Origin of the sequence: Aeribacillus sp. FSL K6-1305, from assembly GCF_038050115.1 — a bacterium.
Lineage (GTDB): Bacteria > Bacillota > Bacilli > Bacillales > Aeribacillaceae > Aeribacillus > Aeribacillus composti.
This window is the reverse complement of the sequence record NZ_JBBOQV010000001.1, coordinates 905704-929356: the sequence shown is the minus strand read 5'-3', so window position 1 is coordinate 929356 and position 23653 is coordinate 905704. Positions and strand designations below refer to the sequence as shown.

At 38.7% G+C, this 23653-nt stretch carries 22 protein-coding genes and 9 pseudogenes; 24 read left to right on the top strand and 7 right to left on the bottom strand.

Annotated features, from left to right (window positions below; all coding sequences use genetic code 11):
* Positions 1-14: 14 nt before the first annotated feature.
* The 3 genes from tnpA to tnpC all read left to right on the top strand — a co-directional run bounded on the left by tnpA (position 15) and on the right by tnpC (position 2324).
* Entirely contained in the window at positions 15-335 is a 321-nt protein-coding gene (tnpA, locus tag NST97_RS04365; protein WP_003352856.1) for an IS66 family insertion sequence element accessory protein TnpA, read from the top strand.
* Positions 329-685, top strand: a complete 357-nt coding sequence (gene tnpB, locus NST97_RS04360; RefSeq protein ID WP_003352857.1) for an IS66 family insertion sequence element accessory protein TnpB — start codon at positions 329-331, stop codon at positions 683-685. The genes tnpA and tnpB overlap by 7 nt, the downstream gene beginning before the upstream one ends.
* Positions 686-746: 61 nt before the next feature.
* Complete coding sequence (gene tnpC / locus NST97_RS04355; protein ID WP_094245431.1) at positions 747-2324, top strand: IS66 family transposase; 1578 nt, start codon at positions 747-749, stop codon at positions 2322-2324.
* Between the two features lie 316 nt (positions 2325-2640).
* Here tnpC and NST97_RS04350 read toward each other — a convergent pair.
* Positions 2641-2940 (bottom strand): annotated as a pseudogene (locus tag NST97_RS04350) (helix-turn-helix domain-containing protein); the annotation flags it as partial.
* 205 nt (positions 2941-3145) lie between these two features.
* Here NST97_RS04350 and NST97_RS04345 point away from each other — a divergent pair.
* The 3 genes and pseudogenes from NST97_RS04345 to NST97_RS04335 all read left to right on the top strand — a co-directional run bounded on the left by NST97_RS04345 (position 3146) and on the right by NST97_RS04335 (position 4556).
* Positions 3146-4020 (top strand): annotated as a pseudogene (locus NST97_RS04345) (IS982 family transposase).
* Between the two features lie 73 nt (positions 4021-4093).
* Positions 4094-4234: pseudogene (locus NST97_RS04340) on the top strand (nucleotidyltransferase); the annotation flags it as partial.
* Positions 4218-4556, top strand: coding sequence for a HepT-like ribonuclease domain-containing protein (locus NST97_RS04335; RefSeq protein ID WP_063388704.1), 339 nt, complete (start codon positions 4218-4220; stop codon positions 4554-4556). The pseudogene NST97_RS04340 and the gene NST97_RS04335, both read left to right, overlap by 17 nt.
* 301 nt (positions 4557-4857) lie before the next feature.
* Here the strand turns inward: NST97_RS04335 and NST97_RS04330 are convergent, their stop codons facing one another.
* Both NST97_RS04330 and NST97_RS19205 read right to left on the bottom strand, forming a co-directional pair.
* The gene (locus tag NST97_RS04330; protein ID WP_341342964.1) at positions 4858-7182 is read right to left on the bottom strand and encodes a TOTE conflict system archaeo-eukaryotic primase domain-containing protein; all 2325 of its coding nucleotides are present in this window, start codon (positions 7180-7182) and stop codon (positions 4858-4860) included.
* 6 nt (positions 7183-7188) lie between these two features.
* Positions 7189-7675 (bottom strand): annotated as a pseudogene (locus NST97_RS19205) (transposase); the annotation flags it as partial.
* 289 nt (positions 7676-7964) lie between these two features.
* Here NST97_RS19205 and NST97_RS04325 point away from each other — a divergent pair.
* The 5 genes from NST97_RS04325 to NST97_RS04305 all read left to right on the top strand — a co-directional run bounded on the left by NST97_RS04325 (position 7965) and on the right by NST97_RS04305 (position 11461).
* Complete coding sequence (locus NST97_RS04325; protein ID WP_044894221.1) at positions 7965-8297, top strand: nucleotide pyrophosphohydrolase; 333 nt, start codon at positions 7965-7967, stop codon at positions 8295-8297.
* A gap of 260 nt (positions 8298-8557) precedes the next feature.
* Complete coding sequence (locus tag NST97_RS04320) at positions 8558-8920, top strand: helix-turn-helix domain-containing protein (RefSeq protein WP_066247507.1); 363 nt, start codon at positions 8558-8560, stop codon at positions 8918-8920.
* Between the two features lie 17 nt (positions 8921-8937).
* Positions 8938-9729 carry an ImmA/IrrE family metallo-endopeptidase gene (locus NST97_RS04315; RefSeq protein ID WP_339209844.1) on the top strand — a complete coding sequence of 264 codons (792 nt, stop codon included), beginning with the start codon at positions 8938-8940 and terminating at the stop codon, positions 9727-9729.
* The gene (locus tag NST97_RS04310) at positions 9722-10585 is read left to right on the top strand and encodes a hypothetical protein (protein ID WP_341342963.1); all 864 of its coding nucleotides are present in this window, start codon (positions 9722-9724) and stop codon (positions 10583-10585) included. Before NST97_RS04315 ends, NST97_RS04310 begins: the two co-directional genes overlap by 8 nt.
* 129 nt (positions 10586-10714) lie before the next feature.
* Positions 10715-11461 carry an HNH endonuclease gene (locus tag NST97_RS04305; protein ID WP_339209841.1) on the top strand — a complete coding sequence of 249 codons (747 nt, stop codon included), beginning with the start codon at positions 10715-10717 and terminating at the stop codon, positions 11459-11461.
* A 127-nt stretch (positions 11462-11588) separates the two neighbouring features.
* Here the strand turns inward: NST97_RS04305 and NST97_RS04300 are convergent.
* Positions 11589-12947: pseudogene (locus NST97_RS04300) on the bottom strand (IS4 family transposase).
* A gap of 886 nt (positions 12948-13833) precedes the next feature.
* On the opposite strand from NST97_RS04300, the gene NST97_RS04295 reads away from it, so the two are divergent.
* The 12 genes and pseudogenes from NST97_RS04295 to NST97_RS04250 all read left to right on the top strand — a co-directional run.
* Positions 13834-14289, top strand: coding sequence for an HI0074 family nucleotidyltransferase substrate-binding subunit (locus NST97_RS04295; RefSeq protein ID WP_094245930.1), 456 nt, complete (start codon positions 13834-13836; stop codon positions 14287-14289).
* Positions 14276-14572 carry a nucleotidyltransferase domain-containing protein gene (locus NST97_RS04290; protein ID WP_003397908.1) on the top strand — a complete coding sequence of 99 codons (297 nt, stop codon included), beginning with the start codon at positions 14276-14278 and terminating at the stop codon, positions 14570-14572. The genes NST97_RS04295 and NST97_RS04290 overlap by 14 nt, the downstream gene beginning before the upstream one ends.
* A gap of 555 nt (positions 14573-15127) precedes the next feature.
* On the top strand, positions 15128-16144 hold the full coding sequence (locus NST97_RS04285) for a Wadjet anti-phage system protein JetD domain-containing protein (RefSeq protein WP_339209839.1): 1017 nt from the start codon (positions 15128-15130) through the stop codon (positions 16142-16144).
* Positions 16132-16506 carry a hypothetical protein gene (locus tag NST97_RS19200; RefSeq protein WP_339196427.1) on the top strand — a complete coding sequence of 125 codons (375 nt, stop codon included), beginning with the start codon at positions 16132-16134 and terminating at the stop codon, positions 16504-16506. Before NST97_RS04285 ends, NST97_RS19200 begins: the two co-directional genes overlap by 13 nt.
* Positions 16507-16537: 31 nt before the next feature.
* Positions 16538-17233: a hypothetical protein gene (locus tag NST97_RS19195; protein ID WP_445206599.1), complete on the top strand. Its 696-nt coding sequence runs from the start codon at positions 16538-16540 to the stop codon at positions 17231-17233.
* Positions 17226-17929 (top strand): annotated as a pseudogene (locus tag NST97_RS19190) (restriction endonuclease); the annotation flags it as partial. The gene NST97_RS19195 and the pseudogene NST97_RS19190, both read left to right, overlap by 8 nt.
* A 268-nt stretch (positions 17930-18197) precedes the next feature.
* Positions 18198-18302 (top strand): hypothetical protein, encoded by a 105-nt coding sequence (locus tag NST97_RS04275; protein ID WP_339211612.1) that lies wholly within the window; start codon positions 18198-18200, stop codon positions 18300-18302.
* 133 nt (positions 18303-18435) lie between these two features.
* Complete coding sequence (locus tag NST97_RS04270; protein ID WP_339209838.1) at positions 18436-18588, top strand: hypothetical protein; 153 nt, start codon at positions 18436-18438, stop codon at positions 18586-18588.
* A gap of 110 nt (positions 18589-18698) precedes the next feature.
* On the top strand, positions 18699-19052 hold the full coding sequence (locus tag NST97_RS04265) for a hypothetical protein (protein ID WP_339209836.1): 354 nt from the start codon (positions 18699-18701) through the stop codon (positions 19050-19052).
* Positions 19046-20152, top strand: a complete 1107-nt coding sequence (locus tag NST97_RS04260) for a hypothetical protein (protein ID WP_339209835.1) — start codon at positions 19046-19048, stop codon at positions 20150-20152. Before NST97_RS04265 ends, NST97_RS04260 begins: the two co-directional genes overlap by 7 nt.
* Before the next feature lie 248 nt (positions 20153-20400).
* A pseudogene (locus NST97_RS04255) lies at positions 20401-20538 on the top strand (PD-(D/E)XK nuclease family transposase); the annotation flags it as partial.
* A gap of 30 nt (positions 20539-20568) precedes the next feature.
* Positions 20569-20667, top strand: a pseudogene (locus NST97_RS04250) (nucleotidyltransferase domain-containing protein); the annotation flags it as partial.
* A 106-nt stretch (positions 20668-20773) separates the two neighbouring features.
* Here the strand turns inward: NST97_RS04250 and hepT are convergent.
* The 3 genes and pseudogenes from hepT to NST97_RS04235 form a co-directional block, all read right to left on the bottom strand.
* Positions 20774-21184, bottom strand: coding sequence for a type VII toxin-antitoxin system HepT family RNase toxin (gene hepT / locus NST97_RS04245; RefSeq protein WP_339209834.1), 411 nt, complete (start codon positions 21182-21184; stop codon positions 20774-20776).
* Positions 21174-21581 (bottom strand): type VII toxin-antitoxin system MntA family adenylyltransferase antitoxin, encoded by a 408-nt coding sequence (gene mntA / locus NST97_RS04240; RefSeq protein WP_111646590.1) that lies wholly within the window; start codon positions 21579-21581, stop codon positions 21174-21176. Before mntA ends, hepT begins: the two co-directional genes overlap by 11 nt.
* A gap of 478 nt (positions 21582-22059) precedes the next feature.
* Positions 22060-22937: pseudogene (locus tag NST97_RS04235) on the bottom strand (IS982 family transposase).
* A gap of 308 nt (positions 22938-23245) precedes the next feature.
* Between NST97_RS04235 and NST97_RS04230 the strand changes: the two are divergent.
* A complete protein-coding gene (locus NST97_RS04230) occupies positions 23246-23407 on the top strand; it encodes a hypothetical protein (protein ID WP_339209833.1) in 162 nt (53 codons plus the stop codon).
* Positions 23408-23653: the final 246 nt, after the last annotated feature.

Sequence of the window (23653 nt, the reverse complement as noted above, 5' to 3'; positions counted from 1 at the left end):
AAGGAGGTTTTTTTATGCCTAAGAATCCTGAATTACGAAAGGTTTGGGAACAACGAATCGCTGACTATCGTAAAAGCGGTCAAACTCAAGTAAACTGGTGCAAGGAAAATCAATGGAGTATTCACCAGTTTAAATACTGGTTAAGAAAAATTGAAAATCCAATAAAAAATCAAGGAAAGTCTACAAAATGGGCATCCGTTACCCTAGAAGATCATTCACAAACAGTTGAAAATTCATTACGGATTGAAATTAGTGGGATTTCAATTGAAGTAAAACCTGGTTTCGATCCGGCCTTTCTTTCAGAAGTGGTTAGGACGTTGAAATCAACATGTTAGTTGGTACAAGAGCTGAACGAGTTTACTTGGCAAAAGGAAGTACTGATTTGAGAAAATCCATTGATGGATTAGCTGCTTTGGTGAAAGAGGGATTTGATTTAGATCCCTTTTCATCAAGCTATTTTGTGTTCTGTAATCGAAAGCGAGATAAATTAAAAATTCTTCACTGGGACTATAATGGTTTTTGGCTTTATTATCGTCGATTGGAAAAAGGAAAATTTCAATGGCCAAATGAAAATGACACTGGAACGATACAAATTAGTTATCGGCAATTACGCTGGTTATTGGATGGTCTTGCAATGGAGCAAAAGAAAGCACACCCAGAAGTAAAGGCTAGAACAGTTATATGAATTTTTTACTTTTAACAAAAACCTTGGAGGAAAATAGCTAAAACCGTCGAATTATTACTACATGATGAAAAATTTAAAGAATCCTAACCAAAACCCATTTGAATTAATTGAAAAACTTCAACAGCAAATCGTTGAATTGACGGCGAAATTACAATGGTATGAAGAACAGTATCGTCTTAGTCAAAAACGAAAATTTGGCTCTTCAAGCGAAAAAACAAATCCTAATCAATTAGAACTACCTTTATTCAATGAAGCAGAGGTAGAGTCTAATGTAAAAGCCGAAGAGCCAACTGTTGAAACAATTACATATCGTCGTAAAAAGAAACGTGGTCAACGTCAAGCTACGTTTGAAAACCTGCCTATGGAAACGATTGAATATCGTTTACCCGAAGAAGAGCAGGTCTGTTCGTGTTGCGGTGAAAAAACACACGAAATGAGCACAGAAGTACGACAAGAATTAGTGATTATTCCGGCTCAAGTCAAAGTTTTAAAACACGTTCGATATGTCTATGGATGCCGTCATTGTGAGCGTAATGAAATAGAGACACCAATCGTTACAGCACCTGCCCCAAAATCTGTGTATCCAAAAAGTTTAGCTTCACCGTCAAGCATGGCATATATTATGAATCAAAAATATGTAGAGGGGCTACCTCTATATCGCCAAGAACAACAGTTCAAACGATTAGGTGTGATCTTATCCAGGCAAACCATGGCCAATTGGATGCTTTATGGTGCCGAAAAATGGCTTGCGCCAATTTATCAACGAATGAAAGAGCATCTCCTCTCTAAAGACATTCTACATGCGGATGAAACAACTGTTCAGGTTTTACATGAACCTGGAAGGTCAAGTACATCGAAATCTTACATGTGGCTTTATCGGACTGGAAGAGAGGATCCACCACTTGTCCTTTATGACTATCAGGAAACTAGAGCAGGAGAACATGCCAAAGAATTCCTAAAAGGGTTTAAAGGATACCTGCATGTCGATGGATATGCAGGATACCATAAGGTATCCGGCGTAACATTAGTTGGATGTTGGGCTCATGCCCGCAGAAAGTTCGATGAGGCTTTAAACGTACTTCCTGAATCCAAACGTCATTCAGCAGTCACAGCTCGGGAAGGACTCAATTTCTGTAATCAGCTATTTGCCATCGAGCGTGATTTGAAAGAATGTACACCAGAAGAACGATATAAAAAACGACTTAAACACAGCCAACCATTGTTGGAGGCTTTTTCAGCATGGCTAAAAACAGAGAAAAGCAATGTTTTACCAAAGAGTCTATTAGGTCAAGCCATTACATACTGCCTCAACCAATGGGAAAAACTCGTGGCATTTTTAGAGGATGGACGATTAGAAATCGATAATAATCGAAGTGAACGATCCATTAAACCATTTGTGATCGGAAGGAAGAACTGGATTTTTAGCAATACTCCGAAAGGAGCTAAGGCCAGCTCAATCATTTACAGTATTGTGGAGACAGCAAAAGAGAATAAATTAAATCCATTTTATTATCTTCGCTACTTATTTGAAAGGCTTCCCAATATGGATATAAGCAATATGGATGAGCTTGATCAACTACTTCCTTGGTCCAAAACAATTCCTTTGAATTGTCGGGTTTTTAATAACTTATCACAATAATAGTATTTAATCCCTATCATTAAAAGGTGGGGATTATTTTACGCTTACCTATCCAAGACCATCACGACATGTTTATCTGGATACTGATCCAATGTGTATTGGAGAAACTGCAGAAAAGCCTGTGCATGACATTGGGCCGTTTCTATACAGAGAAATTCACTGACCGCCTAATAAGCTAACCATCGCGTGGTGTCCATATGTAGGGATTTGTTTTTGACGTCCTTTGACATTCCATGTGGTACGAAGAGCTTGGTAATCGCGAATATGACTTTCATCTTCATAGATTATGACTGTGTTGTCGGACAAGTTTTTTTTATCAGTTCGATTTCTTGTTGAAACTCTTTTTGTTTTTGAGGATTCGCATAGGGCGTGTATAGCGAAATCCCCATCGATGGAGCATATCACAAATCCCACCGCAAGACATGGTGACAGAAAATTTATCTTCTAACACATGTTGAATGATTTGTGTATTCCAGCTGGTTTCGATGCCGTATCCTTCATCGGTAGGGGTGCTTTCTTCCAAGATTTTTCTCAATTCACGTTCTTCGTCTGGAGACACATACGGTTTTCTACCGGGTGCATAATGGCGTTCAAATAGCGCATCCATGCCACCTCGATTAAACCTTTTTTACACACGGTTTCACGAAAAGCTCAGTGACTTGGATTCCTAAGTAGCCTTGCATAATGAGACGAATCACCGCAATTCGTTTCGCCATGTTCGCACTTTTCACTCTGCGTTCCTATTCTTGAAGACGTTCGATGGTCCAACCATAGTCGTTTGTAAAATGAAAGTGCGACTAAACATCAAAAGGAGAGTTTACATGCAAGAACGCTTTCATTTTACAACAGATCGAGCTAAACTTCAAAAACGATATGCAGTGATTTTGTTTTTTGTATTGGCTCAACTATCGAGTATCCAAGTTTATCTTCAATGCCGAAACCGTTATTTGTTGAAACAGGAAGACGAGGTCATCATCGCTGTCCATGTCATTGGAAAGTTGTTGGGCTTTACTTCCGAATGGGCTTGGCACCGATTTGTGATCGTAAACTTATTTTCGAAAGAGTGGTTTCCAAAACTTTCTCGATATAACCGTGTTGTCGAGATCTTGGCTTCGCAATCAAATGGATACGACATCAACTAGCCAAGTGTGGGCAATATCACGCTTATGCGGTAGTGGATAGCTTCCCCATTGAACTCTGCTACCATGCACGAATGTATCGCGTCAAACGGTTTCAAGGAATCGCCGATATTGGGTATTGTGCATCCAAAAAGATGGCTTTCTATGGGTTTAAGCTTTATCTTCAGATCACCGACCAAGCGCTTCCGATGGGATATGTTACCAAAGCATCCTGCCACGACCGGACAGCTGCGGAAACCGTGATGGCCCAACTTCCTCATACGTGTACACTTGGTGACAAAGGATATGTGAGCCAAGACTTGCAAAAGAAGCTGTATGAGGAATACTAGATCACTTTTTTGACGCCCGTTAGGAAAAACCAGAAAATCAATCAATCGAAAGCATGGAAACGATGGATGGAACGAAAGCGCAAAGTCATTGAAACCGTGTTTTCAGTTCTCATTGATCATTACCGGATCATAGAGATTCGAGCCAACTCTGTTTCTGGATTTGAATCAGCTTTGGATGGCATTTTACTCGCTTATTCACTCGTGATTCTTAGGCTAGTTGAGCGTTAAAGTTCAACTAGAACCACAGATTGGTATGGATTATTTGTAAACAATTACGCGTAAGGGCACGAAAAGTATTTAAACGAACTCTAATTATATGGAGTTAAAATTCAATCTGGAAGATCATTTTCAAAAGCCGGTAGATTTAGTCATTTTAGATGATATCAAACCAGCATTAAAGACGAGTATTTTAAGGAGTGCTAAGTATGCAGAGAGAGCCTAAAGTCTTTTTACAAGATATTCTCGCTGCTGCAGAAAAAATTGAGAAATATACCAAGGGCTTATCTTATGATGATTTTCTAAACAAAGACTTAGTATCGGACGCGGTAATTAAAAATATATTAGTGATTGTCGAAGCAACGAAAAACATTCCAAATGAAATCCGAGAAACACACCCGCATATTGAATGGAGAAAGATGGCTGGCATGAGAGATATGATGATTCACGGCTATTTCTCCATTAATTATCGAATTGTCTGGGATGTTGTTCAGAATAAGATTCCTAAGTTAAAACTACATGTTGAGCAGTTACTAATTGAAAATTAGAGTGGATATTTTTAAAGACCAAATCTTTTTGAGTTAGCATAGAAGATGATAATTGATAATAATTTACTGTCGTTAAAAATCCATACTATCTATTTTCAACCGGCGTTCTCTTAAAATCTCTAGTTGCTCATCAAATGTAGTTGGACGTTTAACATTTGCTGTATTTTCTAACCCCCATAAATAAATGAAAAAGCCCCACCTTGGTACACATTGTTAAGAGTCGAGGTGGGTTCTGCTAATTTAATCGTAATCTTGTGTAAGTGAAGTGAAATGAAACATACACACATTTCTATAACTAAGATTAAAACAACTTCATCTGTTCGTTGTACAAAGTGTTTTTTTCATCTAACACATAGCCCATGGCGCGGTATCCCGCCAATCTTTTTTCAAACATCTTTTGCATCATCGGGATGTTTTTATCCACGTAGTCATATACACGTACTTCTTGTTTATTTGCATGAATTCGATGCAAGCGTCCGACATATTGTTGCAGGGTGCCTTTCCATGAAATCGGCATGGCTAAAAATAGAGTATCTAACCTCGCATCGTCAAATCCTTCACCGATATATTTTCCTGTTGCAATCACTAATCTTTCCATGTCATCAGGAATGGAAGAAAGTCGATGCAATTGTTCCATCCGTTCTTTTTTCGTCATATTCCCGGAGAGTACAATAATATTTTTAGCAAATCCTTTAAATAATTGCTTTAAAATTTCAACATGTTCAATTCGTTCTGTTAAGATTAGCGGACAACGACCTTCTTCAAGCGCAGATAACACATCATCAAATAATTGCTGATTTCTCTGTTCATTGAGTGCTGTTTCTTTATAAAGTTGCTGAATGTCGTTGTGTGAGGACGTAAAGTTCGTATACCTCGGAATTAAACGATGAATAAATGGCCTTACTTTTGCTTGGGTTTTCCCGTCAATTTTATAACGAATAGGACCACATTGCATGTGAATAATAGGGTGTAAACCATCTTTACGAATCGGTGTAGCCGTTAGCCCATACACATACTTGGCGCGAACTTGTTTTAACACTTTCTCAAAGCTAAAGGCAGAAATATGATGGCATTCATCGACAATGATTTGGCCATATCGGGTAATAAATGACTTCAACTGACCTTTGTAATTTAAGCTTTGAATGGTTGCTATATCAATTTTTCCTGTTATTTTGTTTTTTCCGCCGCCAATTTGTCCGATTTCTTTTGATGAAATATTAAGAAACGTTGATAATTGCTCCAACCACTGTTGCATCAACTGTGTCCGATGAACGATGACTAGCGTATTAACTTTTCGTTCCGCAATAAGAGCGGACGCTATAACTGTTTTACCAAAACCAGTGGCTGCTGAAAAAACACCTGTATTGTGTTTCAATAATTGCGATATGGCATCGTGTTGCTGAGAAGTTAACTCACCTTGAAATTCCACCTCAATCGTCTGGCCATCGAATTGATCATCAATGATTTCAGTTTGAATGGATAATGACGATAAAAGGTTAATAACCTCCTCCAAACAGCCGCGCGGTAAGACTAAATATCCTTCCTCATCCCAAGAGCAATTAATCACTCGTGGTATTCCGTATGTAGACATGCGATTTTTCTGAGCTTTATAAAATTCAGGATTCGCTAATGTTGCTAGTTTCGTCAACTTAGTTAAAAGAGAAGAGGGGACTCTATCATTTGGAATGTATAGACCATTCTTTAATTCAATAGTAATTTTCTCTGGATAAACTTCGTTTACAGTAATAGATTTATTTTCGTAAAGCTGTACCACATCTTGTACTTCTTTTTTTGTCATCGTTTGAACAGAAGATAGATACAGCCATTGGTCTGGATAAGGAGTAAAGGATTCATCGACAAATACACTATTGCCGTTTATCCTTGGCTTTCGCTGAAGCGGCAATGCGATTAAATTTCCGAATCCGCCTTTTGGAAGCGTATCTTGATTCGGGAATAATCGATCATAGGAGTCTAAACCTATTTCATATCGTTTTTCCATTGTTTTAGTGAGCAATGTCATTCCCATTTTGCGAGCTAATGAAGCAGGAATCTCTTCGGAGAAGAAAATCCATACGTGTGCACCATTCCCAGATCTTGATCGTTCAATGCTATACGGTACGGAAAACTCTTTACATACACAAACAAACGCCAACACATCTTCTTGCCAATTCTTTTTGTCAAAATCAATCGCCAAAAAGAAACACGTTTCATCTTTTTGCATCGGATAAATTCCAACAGTATGCTTTCCGCTTAAATGATCGTACAGTACTTGATCATTTAGCGGTAGCAATGTTCGATGCGGACACTCACTGCATTTGATCTCCGGTTTTCGACAAAGAGGTGGTTGCCACTCATAGGCACAGGCAGGTGTATATCCCGCACGGCCGTTTTTTGACTCCCAGCGAACCGCATATACATCAGTCCGTCCTCGAAAAAGCCGCTTGAATAATCGTATCTTTTCTTCAGGGGACGATTGGTTGTTGACTATAGAACTAGCCGTAGTTACAGAATTACTTTTTTCTTTCTTTTGCATCATCGTTGAAAGAATGTGTTTTAAATATTCATTTTCTTTCCTTAAACGTTCGCATTCCGCAAGAGCTTCTTGCAACTGAATCCGGATATCCATGACTTTACCTCGTTCGTTAAGTACCTTTGTAATTTTAGGACTACCATATAGGCCTCTTGATTCTAAATGTGCACGTTTAATCTTAGCTGTTAGCTTTTCTTTTCGTTTCTTTTGTTGACTCTTTTCACGCTTTTTCCAAGCATAATATCCACTTTTTGCAACACCTAATACTTGGCACATCTTCGCTACACGAAACTCGTGTTGGTGTTTTTCAATGAAATCATATATTACTTCTGGTTTTTGGCGAAGATGCCCATAGCCTTTTTTAAGATTGCGTTCTCTTCCTCTAAATCCTTTATACGCTTATTTAATTCACGCATAGCTGCATCCTCAGGTTTTAAGTTGCCACTCCCAACAAAACTATTTACTGGATCCTTTTATAATCACTCACCCATCTATGCAAGGTTTTTGGTGAAATATCTAGTTGTCTAGCCGTTGCTGTAATTTGTTTTCCACCTTCTAAAACTAATTTTACTGCTCCTTCTTTAAACTGGCAATTTTAGTGATATAGAAAGCATTTACGAAACCTCCTTATGTTTGTGTGGTAGCTAACATTATTGCCAGGTTTTCGTAAGTGTTTTCTTCTTTTTTGCCAAAATCACAAAAAGTAGTGATGAATCTTTTTTTTAAAACGAGAGAAGTGATTACCGAATCTCATTCCTAACCTATGAAGCAGGGATGAGTTTTTTAATTTAAAAATTGGAATAAAATAGCTTCCAATAGCATTTTTTTGCTATAATTTATGTAAAATTTGTAAGCGATCTAGTTTGGTGGTGAGCTTTTTGAAAGACTTGCAGCAAAAAATAATCGCATTTCGAGATGCTCGTAATTGGAGACAGTTTCATACTCCAAAAGATTTAGCGATTTCCCTAACGTTAGAGGCGGGGGAATTGCTGGAAAATTTCCAATGGAAAACAAGCGAAGAAGCAGTTCAAGCTAATTTTGAAAATATTAAGGATGAACTAGCTGATGTTGTTATTTACGCACTTTTATTGTCACATGAATTAGGCATTGATTTAGAAGAAGCAATCATCAATAAAATGGAGAAAAATGAAAAAAAGTATCCGATTGAAAAAGCGTTTGGTTCAAAGAAAAAATATGATGAGCTGAAGTAGTACACTGGTCAAATGCCTGTCTCCTCGAAGTTTAATGACAGAAGCTGTATTGGCTTCTGTTTTTGTTTTTATGACATGTTTTGAAGTGGTTTTTACCAAAATTAGTTAAGGTGAACATAAACGTCCTTTATTTTAAAGTAGCATTGATTTTTTTACAAATTGTAAAATTTATTTTTGCAAAAAAGATATTTAGGGTATAATTATTAACAGCAAGTATATTTTGAAACAAGTTGATACTGCGGCACAAGGAGGGAGGAAAAATGAACTTCTTTCAACATCGTAAGAAAATTGGCGAGAATATTGCCACTTTTATTAGGTTAAAAGGATTTTCAAAATCATCTTTTTCTAAGTTAACAAACATTTCTCGTCCAACATTAAATTTAATTCTTGCCGGGGAAATTTCAAGCCCAGTTACATTTGAAACCCATCTAAAAAAAATTACGGCAGCTTTCAATTTGCCTGAGGATTACTTTCTGCATCCTCCTGTGATCATTCCTGAATCATGGCAGAGACCGGCTATGCAATATTCTGATCGTTTACAGGAAGAAAACAGGCCGGAACATATTCAAAAGATTTTAAACGATCTTGATGACTTATTAGATATTGCCGCCATCTATCTATAAACGAAAGGCATGGGAAAATGATGCGAATTACTAGTGAAAATCTGGATCAGACGGTCAAGCTGAACAAAGAAATCAAAGAGGAAATTGAACGACTTATTACGGTTGTGGAGACAAGATATAAAAAAATCCGCATCCTTTCACCTGAAAAGCAGGCCCTGCAAATACTAAAAGAACACTATCTTATTCAAGTTCCTATACCTGACGAAAATTGGGGTGGCGCCATCAGGGAATTGCCTAATGGTAAGAAAGTGTTTGTCATTAACACGGCACAACCGAGGGTGTATCAGTATTTTATCTGTTGGCATGAAATCTACCACTTAATCAAAGGGATTGAAGAAAGTTCGTCCCACATAATTTCAACAGAATTTGATCTTTCTGAGAGAAAAGCAGATTATTTTGCCAGCCAAATGCTTTTAGGTCATGATGTGTATGGGTATTTTTATCAGGTGGGCCATCACTTGCCATTTGTTGAGCGAATTATGCACTGCATCGATACCTTCAAAGCACCCTACAAAGCCATCCTCATCCAACTATATGAATCAGCAGGAGAATATAAAAACGAAGAACTGCGCCAGCAAATAAAAAAGAACTTTGATATTAGAATCAGCCAGCAAGAATTCGAGAAGATGTTCCGCAAGTTGGCCCTAGATGTATCATTGGTTCAGCCGAGCAATATTATCGACTTAGGAGCATTAGAAACAAAAATCAAAGAAAAGCGCGCAGAACATGAAGAAGTCGAAATGTATAAGGAACATGAAGAGTTTCTCAACCAATTTGTCCGGACATTAGAGGGATTGAATCATGTATGAGATGGTTAGCGATAGTTTTAAAGAGTTAAACAGTTTTATTACAAAAGAACATGATTTGCGGATTTGTATACTTGACAATAATAATGTACAATTTTGCACCCAACACGAAAAATATTTTCCAGTTGACAAAATCTATGGATATTACGACCTTATTTTAGTTCCAGGCTGGGTGTATGCTGAAATTGCACAAAGTGAACATCGGCTTCAATATATTTCTTCTATCCCTCAACAGTTGCTTTATTTGGATGAAGAAACGGATTACCTCCCTTTGGTAGATTATCATGACTTGAAACTCATGAAAGTGTTTGCCAATGCTTCTTCTCCCGGATCAAAGCCGCATCGATATTTAAAAAAACAGATTCAAGAAGCGGAATCAGGCAGAGTAGATATTGATGATGAGTGGATTGGGAATTATTATAAAAACGGCTTTGACAGCAAGGAAGAAGGGATAATAAAGAAAAACGCTGGAGAAACTTCTATTCTTGCATTGGCTTTCTTGCTTGTTCACCATTATGGAAATAAAATTAAACAAATTTCCATTAGCACAAGTGATTTTGCGGTTGTGGAAATAAAGAAAAAAATTATGGATTATTCATCTAAACATAACTTGTTAAACGTGCCCACTATCAATCCAATCAGCTTTTTAAGTACAGATGTCCTTTTGGCGAGAGCTTTTCGGATGGGAATGATTGGAGAAACAGAACTTATTTATCTGCGAAAAAGTACGCATCGAAAAAGAGTCATCTGCATTGTTAGAAATAATGATAGTACCGTTGTTCCGGTCGATACCGTGATGGAGACGGAAGATTTTTTACAGCTGTTAAAAGGCAATGAATCTTACGATATTATTTTTTAAGCTGAGCAATGATTAAAACAGCCACCAAATTTTACGCAAACGTGAACGGACGAGAAGTCGAAGTTCTTACTGGCGATGAAGGACTAAAAGCATACGAACTCGCTAAAAGTTACTAGGAGAGATGATTGGATGAAGATTTACAAAGAATCTCTTAATATTTCAGTTCGCCAATGGCTTGAATTATTAAGAAATAAAGAGATTTTTCAAGAAGAAGATGTCGAGCTCATGATGATGCTTTATTATCAAACGAATTGCAAAGCGACGGGAAAACAACTTGCAAATCTTCTAAATAAAAAGAGTCATTCTGTCCTAAACCTTCAAATCGGAAGACTTGGAAAAAGAATTGTAAGTAAGCTTCAAGATGTGCAATTTCCAAGAGCAAAAGATGACACCATTAGATATTGGCATATTCCCTTTTTAGGAGAAAAAGATCGAAACACGTTTATTTGGCAATTGAGACCTGAATTAAAAGAGGCTATACGCATCTATGAAAAGGTAGACTTGAACGATAAAAGTCAAGAAACTCTTTTACCGCAAGAATTAGAAAATATCGAATTATACGAAGGCAGCAAAAAGCTGGTGGCTGTAAATCGATATGAGCGGAATCCTAAAGCAAGACAGTTATGCTTATTAAAATATGGGTACCAATGCTCTGTTTGTGAATTTGATTTTGAACAATTTTATGGCGAAATCGGTAAAAAATTCATCGAAATCCATCACATAAAACCATTAAGTGAAATAAATGAAGAATATCGAGTAAATCCTTTCGATGATTTAAGGCCCGTATGTCCTAATTGCCACGCCATGTTACATAAAGCCAATGTTTCTATCGAGGAACTGAGACGGATTATTCAAAAAAATCATCAACAACGGTAGCTATATAAGTTGAAATTTTGTTTTACATCCAGCTGATCACTCGCCACGTTATATCATATCAGCTTGTATTTAGATGAAAACCGAAACGAAAAAACGGAAATTCTTTATTGCAACTTATATATTAAACTCAACTTTCGCACACAGAAATATGCAGACAGTCCTTGATATAACGAGGTAAAGAAGTAATCCAATTGGACAGTTGACACTGAAAAATGTCCATACTCAAATAAACCTTAGCTTCAGCCAAAGTTTGGAAAAGAGAAATCAATTGTAGTAAAGCCGTTTTAAAGTCCATCTCCTTTACTTCGTCACATAGAAACAAGAATAAGTTGCCCATGGTCGTCGGATCCTCTTCTTTTCGAAGTTGCCAAGCAATCAAGATATACCGAGTGAAGACAATGGCAGTATGGCTAATCATCATGTCATAGGAACGACCTTGAAACTCTTTGGCTAAATGTAAAAACGATTTACTGAATTTAAAAAAGGTTTCGATGTCCCAACGCATCCCATAGATTCGAACGATTTCTTCATTAGACAGAGTAGTATCTGTACTCAAAATGGCCAGCCATTCACTTTGGTTGTTTCGATTCCGCACAAACACGATTTTCACTGGTAAACCCGTATGAAGGGTTGCGTGAATCGAGCCGAGTGTTTCTTTTTTGCCAATGTCTCGTTTCGCTTTTCGATACAGTTGTTCCAAGGTTAAACGTTCTCCGTTAAAAAGATACCGTTGTTTCAGCTGTTTGACCATGCCAATGACAAAAAGGCCTTTGGAGTGAATCTCCACCAACGGGGCATGAGTAAACCATGTATCCATGAGCACATAATCAGCGAAAATCCCTTTATCCAATGCATGTTCTACTAATGTCAACACCATGTTTGGTTTTGCTTCCAATGCCTCGAGCCGTCGTTTGTAGCCTGTGGTTCGTTTATCAATGGACGAATGGATTTCGTTCAAGCGATTCTTTTGGTTCGCTGAACTCAAAAGAGCGAAATCGATAGGTACAAATGTAAAGCCATCGGACCATCCGAGCGTTAATAGTTGAAAACCATTGACAAACTGACGAGTGGAATGATCGAATACTTTAGCTAGAAGCTCAACCGATTTACTACGGTTACGAGAATAAATCGAATCGTCTACAATAAACACGGTAACACGGCGCTTCGAAATCGTTTGTTTCACACGACGAATCACTTCGGAGCTCAGAGATAGTAAAAAGGTTCACCAGTTATACGTAGACGAGTTCAAAAAACGATAAATGGTATCTTTTCCTGGTAAATCGGCAGCCTTTTTGCTTTGTAAGGAGTGGTACCAGTTTCTGTATTGAAAAACAAGAAGAAATAATAGTTGAAAAATCGATAAACAAGAATAACCACAAGCCTTGATAATTCCTGCTTTTCTTAAATGATTACCAATTTGTCATTCAGAAAATCCGTCTTTTATTTCTTTTAGTAATTGCGCAAAATACTCTTTTTTCGTTATCATAATGGTGACACTTTTCTTTCTTTGGTTTTTGGTTTGGTCACCAATCGTTTACCAAAAGAAAGAGGTGTCTTCTTGTTTTTTAGACGAATTTTTTCAGTGTCAAGTGAATATGAGATACCCAAAGAAACCTATCGAATCAAGGATTATTCATAAATTTTTCACTGCGAAAGTTGAGTTATTTATTTTGTGTAAAAGTGTTCTAAAATATATTGAAGAGCTTTTGAATCCAGATAAAAACTCCCTACAATTAACCCTGTCAAATAAACAATGAAAAAAGAGCATTTCTGTTATATATAAATGTAACTGTAATTCAATATTTCGACTTCTCAAGAAACGTCTTAAGCGTTGTAGAACTTCTTCCAGACGATGTTCAATGTACTCTAAAAAACCGTTCACTCACATTTCGTAATCTTTGATTCCGAAAAAGTAGATTTTTTTTGAACGATGCCGAATGAGTAAGTATAAGTAGGAAAAAACAAAGAAGTCGCAAAGAATGAACATTCATATTCGCGTCATTTTTTACCAAGCTACGTATCTCAACATGCTCAGTGAATTTTTCGAGGATGAAATATGTGTCAATTTCAACTTTTTGAAAAAATGCTTTAAAGGCTAGGAGGAGGCTTTTTTTCTTAATTATGTTTTCGAGATTGATACTCATGACGCAAAAAATGCATCATTATTACAAGAGTGAAAATCTATTTTGTCGAATGTTTTAAATTTATACAATTTGGAATTTGAGTATGTCCATGGAAGATGTATTCATTATATTAGCAACCATATCAAGTTGTTGAACTTATGTCTTGTTTGTTTGAAAGTCATCAGAAGAAGCCATACATAGTTTTAGCCTTTTTGTGTTATTATGTAAGAGAAAGGCGGTAGATTGGGAATGGACGATTTGTTTGACAAATACAAAGAATCGATCATGTTGTCGTATCAATATGCATTTCGTTTATTGTTGCACTTAAAAAATGTGATTTCAGCATCGCAACAAATAACAAATGAAGACGAATTGATGAAAGAAGTGTATAGAGATTCGATTGTGAAAAAATATGAGATTTTAGAAGATCAACTTTGGAAGCTTTTATCAAAAATTTTTAAGTCATCCGGGCTTGAACTAAACAGTCCGCGGGCATGTTATCGTCAAGCTTTTAAGGAAGGATGGATTGAAAATATTGATGTATGGAACGATATACTGAGTTCGCGAAACGCAACTGCCCATGTGTATAACGAAGAAGATTATGAGCGAATAAAAAATAAAATCGTAAATGAATATGTTCACCAAATCGAAGCGTTGCTTCAAAAAATAAAAGAAGAAGTGATTGATAGCGATGTATGGAATTAATAAAAATGTATTTGAGCGGTTGCTTACGTATTTTGAAGGTGACAAAGAGATTCAAAAAGTTATTTTGTTTGGATCACGCGCAAAAAACACGGCACGCTATAATTCTGATATTGATTTGTGTCTTGATTATACCGGAAATAAAAAGGGGAAAATAATGGACGACATTGACGAGATTGTCGGCATTTATTCGTGTGATGTGCTGTTTTTTGACTCGCTGAATGAGGAAATAAAACGGCAAATTATGCGTGATGGAAAGGTCATTTATGCAAAGCCTCTGTCGTGAACTCAGTGTTCGAGAGTATGTGTCGAACATGATGGGACCCAAAAGTGTTCGCTAGGCGTTCTCTTTTCGGGTGTCCTCCCTTTTTCCGCAAAAAACATCCATGAGTAAATTTTACTCCCCACCCATACATGAAAATCAACTATTCCTTCCCATAATGGATGATGAACGCAAACAGTTTTGAAAGACGTTCTTGGCGAACAGTGACAGGCATTGTTTGTCAATATTGTAAAAAAGCTGCAGAAAGAGAATCCTTCCTCTGGAAGTTTTGTATGATTAGTGAAGTATGCTGAGGAGCGTCCGCATGAGGTTGCTATGTTGTTAAATCAGTTCATTTATTCATCTTTATTTCCTGCCTCAAACTTTGCGTAAAACTATAGTTTAATGAAAAATTCTCCTCAAGTTTTTTAGCTTAAAAGTGAAAGATGCTTAGCCCGGTGTTTCATCATCTTCCCTTGTTTTGCAATCCTCCTCAAGTTTGGGAACAATCATTCATACCCTCTTCTCTTGTTTTCTTATATAATAAGAGAAAATCCAGTTTGTAGGAGTGGAGCGAGATTGGAACCAATTGAAAGATTGCTAGCCGTTTTTCCGAAGCGGACGATTTCGTTAGGGGAGCTGGAACAGCTCATTCAGCCTTTTGTACGTACGTATGATGAGTTTTCCGAAATAATTTTGCGTCTGGAGGCGGAGCGGGTGCTTGACATGGTGAAGTCGAAAGGGCGGACAACGAGAACACCGTCTCTCGCTTTTCAATATCGCATTTATAAAAGCAGATTTATAGAAGACTATCATCATGAGCTGCAGCGCTATCAAAATCGGCTTCATCCGGCGATTCAGCTCGATGCCTATTACGGCATAGATCCGTCCGTTTGGAACAATGATGTGCCGTTCATTTTAAAAATTGACGAATATTTAAAGACGCATTCGTTACCGAGCGAACCCGTTCCCGCACCGGAGCACAGCATGGAGTTGGTCGGCGATGAGAAATGGATCACCGAAGGCGACGGGAAAAAGCTGCTTGAGCGAATCGGTCTTTTTGACCACCTTCTCATCATCCCCGTGTCCGAACCGTTAATGTTAGCCGTCCATCCGGCAAAAATAGCGGAAGTGGTCCAGCTCCACCTCATTGTTGAAAATAAAACGACGTATCAAGCGCTGCTTCCCGCGCTTCCAGACACCGCATTTTCGACGCTGATTTACGGGGAAGGCAAAGCCATAATTAGCAGCATCGAACAATTTTCGCTGCAATATCCGGTGAAAGCGGACCATCGTTTTTATTACTTTGGCGACATTGACCGCGAAGGTATTGCGATTTGGCATTCGCTTGCGAAAAAGCAGCCCGTTTCACCGGCGCTTCCGTTTTATCGGGCGTGTTTGCAGAAAGATCCGGCCAGCGGCAAGGACTATCAGATGGAGCGGGCGGACGCGCTTGACGCGTTTCTCGCTTATTTTTCAGCGGATGAAAAAAAGCAGCTTCAAGAGCTGTTGGCTTCCGGCCAGTACTATCCGCAAGAAATGTTGAAAACGAGGGAACTGCAACAAATTTGGAGGGAATGGCAGTGGACAAGCTAGAATTGGCAGGGGTGACGGACGGCTATCGCGAACGTATCAGAAGGCTTGCGCTGTTTGATCCGCTTTTTGATCTTGAGCGGAAGCGTTCAACTGACCTCAATGGGCAGCCGATTGATATGAAAGGGCTCGGGCTATTGGCGCTTTTATTTTTCTTTGAGCAAAAGCTGATGCGGCAGTATAAAACTGGGGTAAAACAGCTCGCGTCTTTTTTAAAAAAGCTAACGGAAAATGTGTACGTGTTAGATGACGAGATGTACGAAGACTTGGCGCGGACGATTATTCAAACGTGTTCGCCCGACGACGGGGAAAAAACGGAGTTATTCGTTTTACGATTGGGAAAAACGGGAAGAGAGCGCGATTGAATATTCCCTTTTAAAAGCGAACGATTTCAATGTGAAAACGAATACGCAATATTACACGCTCGATGAAGATGGGCTTGAGCTCGTCTTTGCGACGAAGGAGTTTTATAGCGAATTCCAGTTAGCGATTAACCAGTTGATGTTGCGGAAACGGTTGGAAAAAGGCGAATTTGCCGCGGCACTCAAGCAAATCAACGAAATGCGAATTGACGTCGAAACATTGGAAGAACGCATGACTCGGCTGAAGCATGAAATTCAGCGCAGCATTATTTCCGAAGAGACGTTTGAACGGTATAAACAGCTACTCGACGACATCTACAGTCGGCTTTCGCGAGAGGATGAGGAGTTCAAGGAACTGCGCGAATTCGTCAATGAAACAAGGGAACGCCTGTACGCGCGCGATGTTCATCAAAAAGAAGCGAAGACGTATGAACTTGTCTTAAAAATCGCCCGGGAATTAGAGTCGGTGCATTATGCGCATTCTGCTTTGCTTGACAAGGCTCTTTCATTAAAAAATACAACGCTCGTCACGGCGCAGGAGTCGCTTTATTATACGGGTCTGCATTCGTTCAATTTCGACCAAGACATCGTGTCATACATCGTTTCCACCCCGTTCCCCCCTCGAAGCGATGAAAGGGTTGCTCCACCCGTTTTTAAAAGTCGAAGAAAATCAATTTTGGTCGCCGCTTGCGATTTTTGCGGAGCAAAACATTACGGAAGAGATGGATAGAGCGGAAGGGATTCATACGCAAACGATGAGAGAACGGCTGGAAGTTTACGTAACCGCTCATCATACATTGAAGGATGTGATTACGGAATTGCAATATCGCACAAACTTAACGTGGAAAACGATTGGGGAAATTTTGACTGGCTGCAAACGCCTTGACGATTTTAAAAACAACCCGTAAAAGTTTATTGAAGAAGTGACGAAAATTATTCAGAGGGAAATGAGAATACTTTTAAAAGACGGCGTGAAATATTACAAATCGGTGATGATACTTATTACGCAGTTGAGCTGTTCCAAAACGAAGAGCTGCTTGCCTACTTGAACGATAACGCTATCCGAAGTGAAAAGTCACCTGATCATGTCGTTTACGATTCGGATATTGAAGCAAGCTCCGTCCGGCGCTTTGAAAACGACGAAAACGTCAAAGTATACGTCAAACTGCCAAGATGGTTCAAAATTGACACTCCAATCGGTTCCTATAACCCTGACGGGGCGCTTGTCATTGACAACGATGGTGAAGAAAAACTATATTTCGTTCTTGAAACAAAAGGCGCGGAAATTGAAGAATTTTTACGTCCCGAAGAAAGAGCGAAAATCGACTTCGCCCGCAAACACTCTGAAGCCGTCGGCACCAACATCGAATTCATCGGACCGGAGAAAGATGTGAATCAGCTTATGCTGCGGGCACTTAGCCGTTAATTATGACTTACGACAGAAGCTGTCAGGGCTTCTGTCTTTTTTGTTTTTGTGACAAGGTTCGACAGCCTTCTTTCTGAATGTAGATATAATCAAAATTAGAATTAAAGCTAGAAGAAGTGATAAACGATCGTTTATGTGATCGGTAGGAAAGGTGGAGATTATTTTTATACATTGCTTCTATTATGTCTGTTTGTCTTGCTAGTGAGATGGATTAAATCAAAAGAAACCGTGTGGGGGATCGTATGGGGAATATAAAGTTTGTAAAGGTATTGAAAAGATAGAAACGATTTCGTCGAGAAAATACAAAAGTTTTCACAACTTATATATTCCTAAGCACGATGGCACCACTTCACAGATTGATCATCGTTTCTGACAAAGCTTCAAAGGCTGTAGCAACTATCCGAAATGTAAGTTTACGCAAGCGGTTCATTAACTATAAAGGAGTCTTTTTATGAACTAAAATGGGAGTAGAAAATGGGGTTTTCTATTCACGAGGAAATGAAAAGATGATCACAAAAATATCCATTTTTTCTGCGCAAGCGGCATTTAAACAGTCATTTAAAATTCATCTTCAAGAAAGGTTTCTTGTGACAGAGAATAAGCATTTGCATGGGTATACAGCAGATCTTTGGGTGAAAAAACGAGAAGGTGGGCCATAATATGCCATATATTTAATGAATCGGCTTGCCAAGCTGTCCATTAAGACCAAATTGTCCGACTAAAACATCACGGTGCTGAAGACCAAGGACGCTAAGATTTTCTTAAACAAGTGGAGAAATTGGAAAAACTCGTTGCTGCGAAGGAGAATGTCCAAGGAATAGAAGTTTTGTTAATGAATGACCATTTGTATTGGTTAGAGCCAGTACGATCGAATACAGTAGACAGTGAGTTTCGCATTCACGAAAATCGCCTATTAACTGAGGAATTGAAATGGTTGGAACATGCTTCGAGGGGAACGAAAGAAAACCGTGAAGATCCGATCTTCTTAAAAGGGATGTATAAAATGCAATGGCATCATTACTGTACTGTAAACAATGAAAAGCACGGGGAGTTTCGGTATTTGGCGGTTCATGTAGGAAATCAGCAAACGATATGTAGCGAAAGGGGAGAGGCGAAATGTTAAGCTTTGAACATAAAAAATCGATTTTCCGTTCGTTTTCACAGCTGCAAGAGAAACCGATCAGCAAAGGCCGAATCAATTACGTTTATCCGGAAAGCCGGCAAAGAGGAAAAATATTGATCACACAGTTGAGTTCGAGCGGAAACGGGTACGTCAATGGCAAATATATGGATGGTAAAATAATAAAGGAAAAGGGCTATCAAGTTGATCCGAGAGGGTGGATCTGCATTAAAGATTTTTCAGAAGAACAGTTAAGGGAAGTCGTTGAGATCGCTATGATGTCCATGTCGGGGAAAGAAGAAACGGAAAGAGCGCATTCGGATGATAGCGGCAACGAAACGGAGTGGCAAGAGATAAGCGATCAAACGTATTTTGAACAATTAGTGCGCTCCTGCTTGTATAATTGGCTCGGTTATGGAAATATAAATGCCCCAGTTTGGTTTCTTGGCATTGAAGAAGGAGGTGCGGAAATATGGAGGAATAAAAAGAAAACGCTGGAAGAAAGTTTACGCATTCGCTCCACGTTTCGTCTGCAAATGGATTTTCGTCATGTGTGGGAAGATTTGTACAACATCTCTCTATCGTCATTTACAGGTCCTAACGTTTGGCATTATATGGCCGCATTTCTTTTGCAATTAGAAAGGGGAAATGTGGATGTTCAACATATTAATGATTATATCTTTTATTCCAAACGATTAGGCCGTGAGGATTCCAACCATTTTCTTGGGGAAATGATGCCGTTACCTAAACAATCAAAGAAAAGCATTGAACCTTATCAATCCATTTGGAAATCTGTAAATGATTATTATAATGAAGTAGCGAACCGGAGGCTTTCTTTAATCCAACAAACAATCATTCAACATCAAAATATAAAGCTTATTGTATTGTATGATCAAGAACTTACCAAAAAATTGCTGGAATACTTTGCGACGATTGAAATGATTAATAGCTGGCATTTTCGGAATGAGTCGTACAAGCTTTATAAAGTTTGGTTAGAGAATGAAAGGGATGTTTGGGTGCTTTCCACTCCTTTTTTTGGTAACGGAAGAGTTAGTTATGATGGAATAAGGGATGCGGCGAGACGAGTGTTAGATGTGTTATGAAATTACGATTAACACCGCTTCATCTCCTATCTTGATTGAATCGGTGCCTGACACAACCCGAAGTATATCGAAGATTGTTAAAATATCAGAAAAAGAGAGTCTGTCTGTAATATTCCAAAAAATCACCCGGCTCTCTTTCATTTTTTATTGTTCAAACTCTTGATTTCCCTTCTCATTCCGCTTTAATAAAATCGTATCTATATCCTCTAAAAAATTTCCTCAATGACAAAAGATACCTCGATTTGAAAATGGATTTTATGTTTAAGCAATTGTTCGGCCACCCAAGCCGAAAGTGAATTACGATCGCGTTTTTGAACGGGATTTTAAACCACACGGGCCGCGATCGGATTGTCGATGTGCAATATGAAAACACCGAGCTTCCAAAAGGACGGTATTGATTTGTACATTAATTGTACGGGAAACAAAAAGGAAAAATCATGAATAAGATTGACAACATTGTCGGCATTTATTCGTGTGATGTGCTGTCTTTCGATTCGCTGAATGAGGAAATCTAACGGCAAATTGAGCGCGATGGAATAATGATTTATGAGAAGTCTCTATCTTGAATTATGTCTTTGCTTAAATAATATGCTCGGACGGCGCGCATCTGCACCGCCCGCTTCACTGTTCATAAAAAAGAATCGCTTTCGTGAACTCGGTAAAGTCGATTAGATGGTGATCAAGTATTTTTTGCAAAATTGTCAAATTAATTTCCTGGTAGTCGTGAACGGCGATGTTTCTAAATCCGACCATCGCTTTCATTTTTTGTGAAAGAAAAGGAGTGATGATGTCGTGCTGTTCTAAAAGAGAAAAAGCGTCTCGACTGTTTTGGGGGAGGCCTAGCTTTTTCTGTGCGACCATGTGCATCGCCAGGTCGATGCTTGCTTCACATGCTCGTTGGAGATTTAAGATAATGGAGTCTTGCTTCGTGTAGTTTTCTAAATTTTTCGGGTTGTTCTCATATTCTTCGTGAATGCGCTTTATGCACCGCTCGATCACGCTAATTTTATTTAAAATGACATCATTTTTCATAAACCGACCCGCTTTCATTAATGTTTCGCAAGATTTCCGTGCGTTCTTCATTCAATTTTGCGTACATCTTCAAGGCTCTCCATTCATATTCGGCTTTTTTCTGTTCATTTGTACAATAGATGACTTTGCCGTTACTGACCACTTGCGCCTGAAACACGGTGCTTGCTTGTTTGAGGTCCACAAGATCGACGTCCCGGTGCAGCCTGGATGCCAATTCTTGCGCAACCATAAATCGCTCATAATGATCCAATTGTTTTTGGTCGCTGAGAAAAGCGATATCAATGTCGCTGTCTTGATGAACATGTCCTGCAACCGTTGATCCAAACAAATAAATCAAATATGGGGACACCGTTTCGGTCAACACTTCAATAATGATTGGCTCGATCTGTTCAGTCAACACTGCCCCTCCTTTTCTTCGCCCCAATCCGGGCCATTTTCTTTCATTATATTACTTTTTATTTCCTGCCTCAAACTTTGCGTAAAAGCTAAGGTGGTTCTTGAGCCCACGCAAATCAAAGGATTGATAAAATTTGACTCCTTCGTTAAAATGAAAATAACCAATCAACCATTTAAAACGAAATGCTTATTTAACAACATTTTCTGGGGTTTTTATCTTAACTATGAGGAATTGAAACATCGTTTTAATACTTACATGTTTTGTTAAATCCATTGTTTTTATCTTAACTATAAGGAATTAAAACAGTCTGGAAGGAAACACTTGACACAAGTCACCTTGTGTTTTTATCTTACCTACAAGGAATTGCAACACCAAACTAAAGGTCTTTATGTTTGATGCCTACCAATTGCTCCCATTATACCGCTGTTAAAAATAAGAAATAAAAAACTTTGAGGCGGTCATAAGATACAGTTGAGCGTCAACGCTCAACTAGCCCAAGAACAACGAGCGAATAGGCCAATAAAATGGCATCAAGCGCCGTTTCAAATCCAGAGATCGAATTGGCGCGAATTTTCGTGATCCGAAATGAATCCACTAAAACCGAGAACGCGGTTTCGACGATTTTGCGTTTTCGTTTCATCCATTGTTTCCATTCTTTTGATTGCACCACACGTTGATTTTTTCGGGCAGGCGTCCAAAAAGCGATCTTGTATTCATCGTACAGCTTCTTTTGCAGGGCTTGGCTCACATATCCTTTGTCGCCAAGTGTATACGGATGAGGAAGTTGAGTCATCACTGTTTCCGCAGCTGTCCGATCGTGGCAGGATGCCTTGGTCAGGACATATCCCATCGGAAGCGCTTGGTCGGTAATCTGAAGATGAAGCTTAAACCCATAGTAAACCATCTTTTTGGAGCACAATACCCAATATCTGCGATTCCTTGAAATCGTTTGACGCGATACATTCGTGCGTGGTGGCAGAGTTCAATGGGTAAGCTGTCCACTACCGCATAAGCGTGATGTTGTCCACGTTTGGCGAGTTGGTGACGAATCCATTTGATCGCCCAACGCAAAGAACGGCATCGACGGTTGTATCGAGAGCGCTCTAGGAACTTTTCCTTGGTGAACAGGTTTCCAATGACAAATCGATGCCAAGCCCGTTCCGAAGTAAAACCCAGCAATTTTCCAAGAACGTGAATGGCGATGATAACCTCATCCTCTTGCTTCAACAAATGACGATTTCGACGTTGCAAATACATCTGAATACAAGACAGTTGTGCTGATACAACGAATAAGATCGCGGTATATTGCTTTTGAATTTTTGCTTGGTTTATTGTAAAATGAAAGTGCTCTTGCATGGAACTTCTCCTTTTGAATGTTTGTTCGCACTTTCATTTTAAAGGAGATCCTCATGCAAGGGCTGTTTTTATGTCTCGAGATTTTATCTAGCACCACGGGTATTTGAGATATAAAAATATTGTGCCGATATGATGTTCAAAACAGTAAAATTGATGCAGGTATTTGCTTATGAAAGATGATCAAGGTGTTTCCTTGTCTTCTAGATACAGGCATGGCATCACGATCCCCATAATTGTAGATGTAAATCCTGCTGGGAAGTTTGAAAATTGGTCATTTCCTTCATGATTAGACGGATACCCCCATTTCAATGATGAAAGAGCTGTTTAAGACGCCACACCCTGTTCCAGTGAAAGAGGATGACGGTACGGTTGCCGCTTTGACAGAAAAAGATTGTTCAAAAGAATGCTACTGGATGTACTTGTTAGCCAATGGCGATTCAGCTCCAACCTTCTTGTTCTGGCCTCTCTAGATTAAAAAGCTCGCATCCATCCTGCTGAGAGCTTTGTGGTGTGCATTTCATTTGTGAAACGATTTCATTGAATGGTGACCCATATTTTTTGAAGCTTTTATTCGCCTTTTTCCTGCAAAAAATTTGTTAATCGCTATTGTTTAAAGAAGGAAAAATTACCCCTTTGTCGAATGGAGTAAAAGAAGAGAGGTAAATGCCGAAACTTAAGCAAATTTGTTGCGTTTACGGTTCAAGACTTATGAAAAA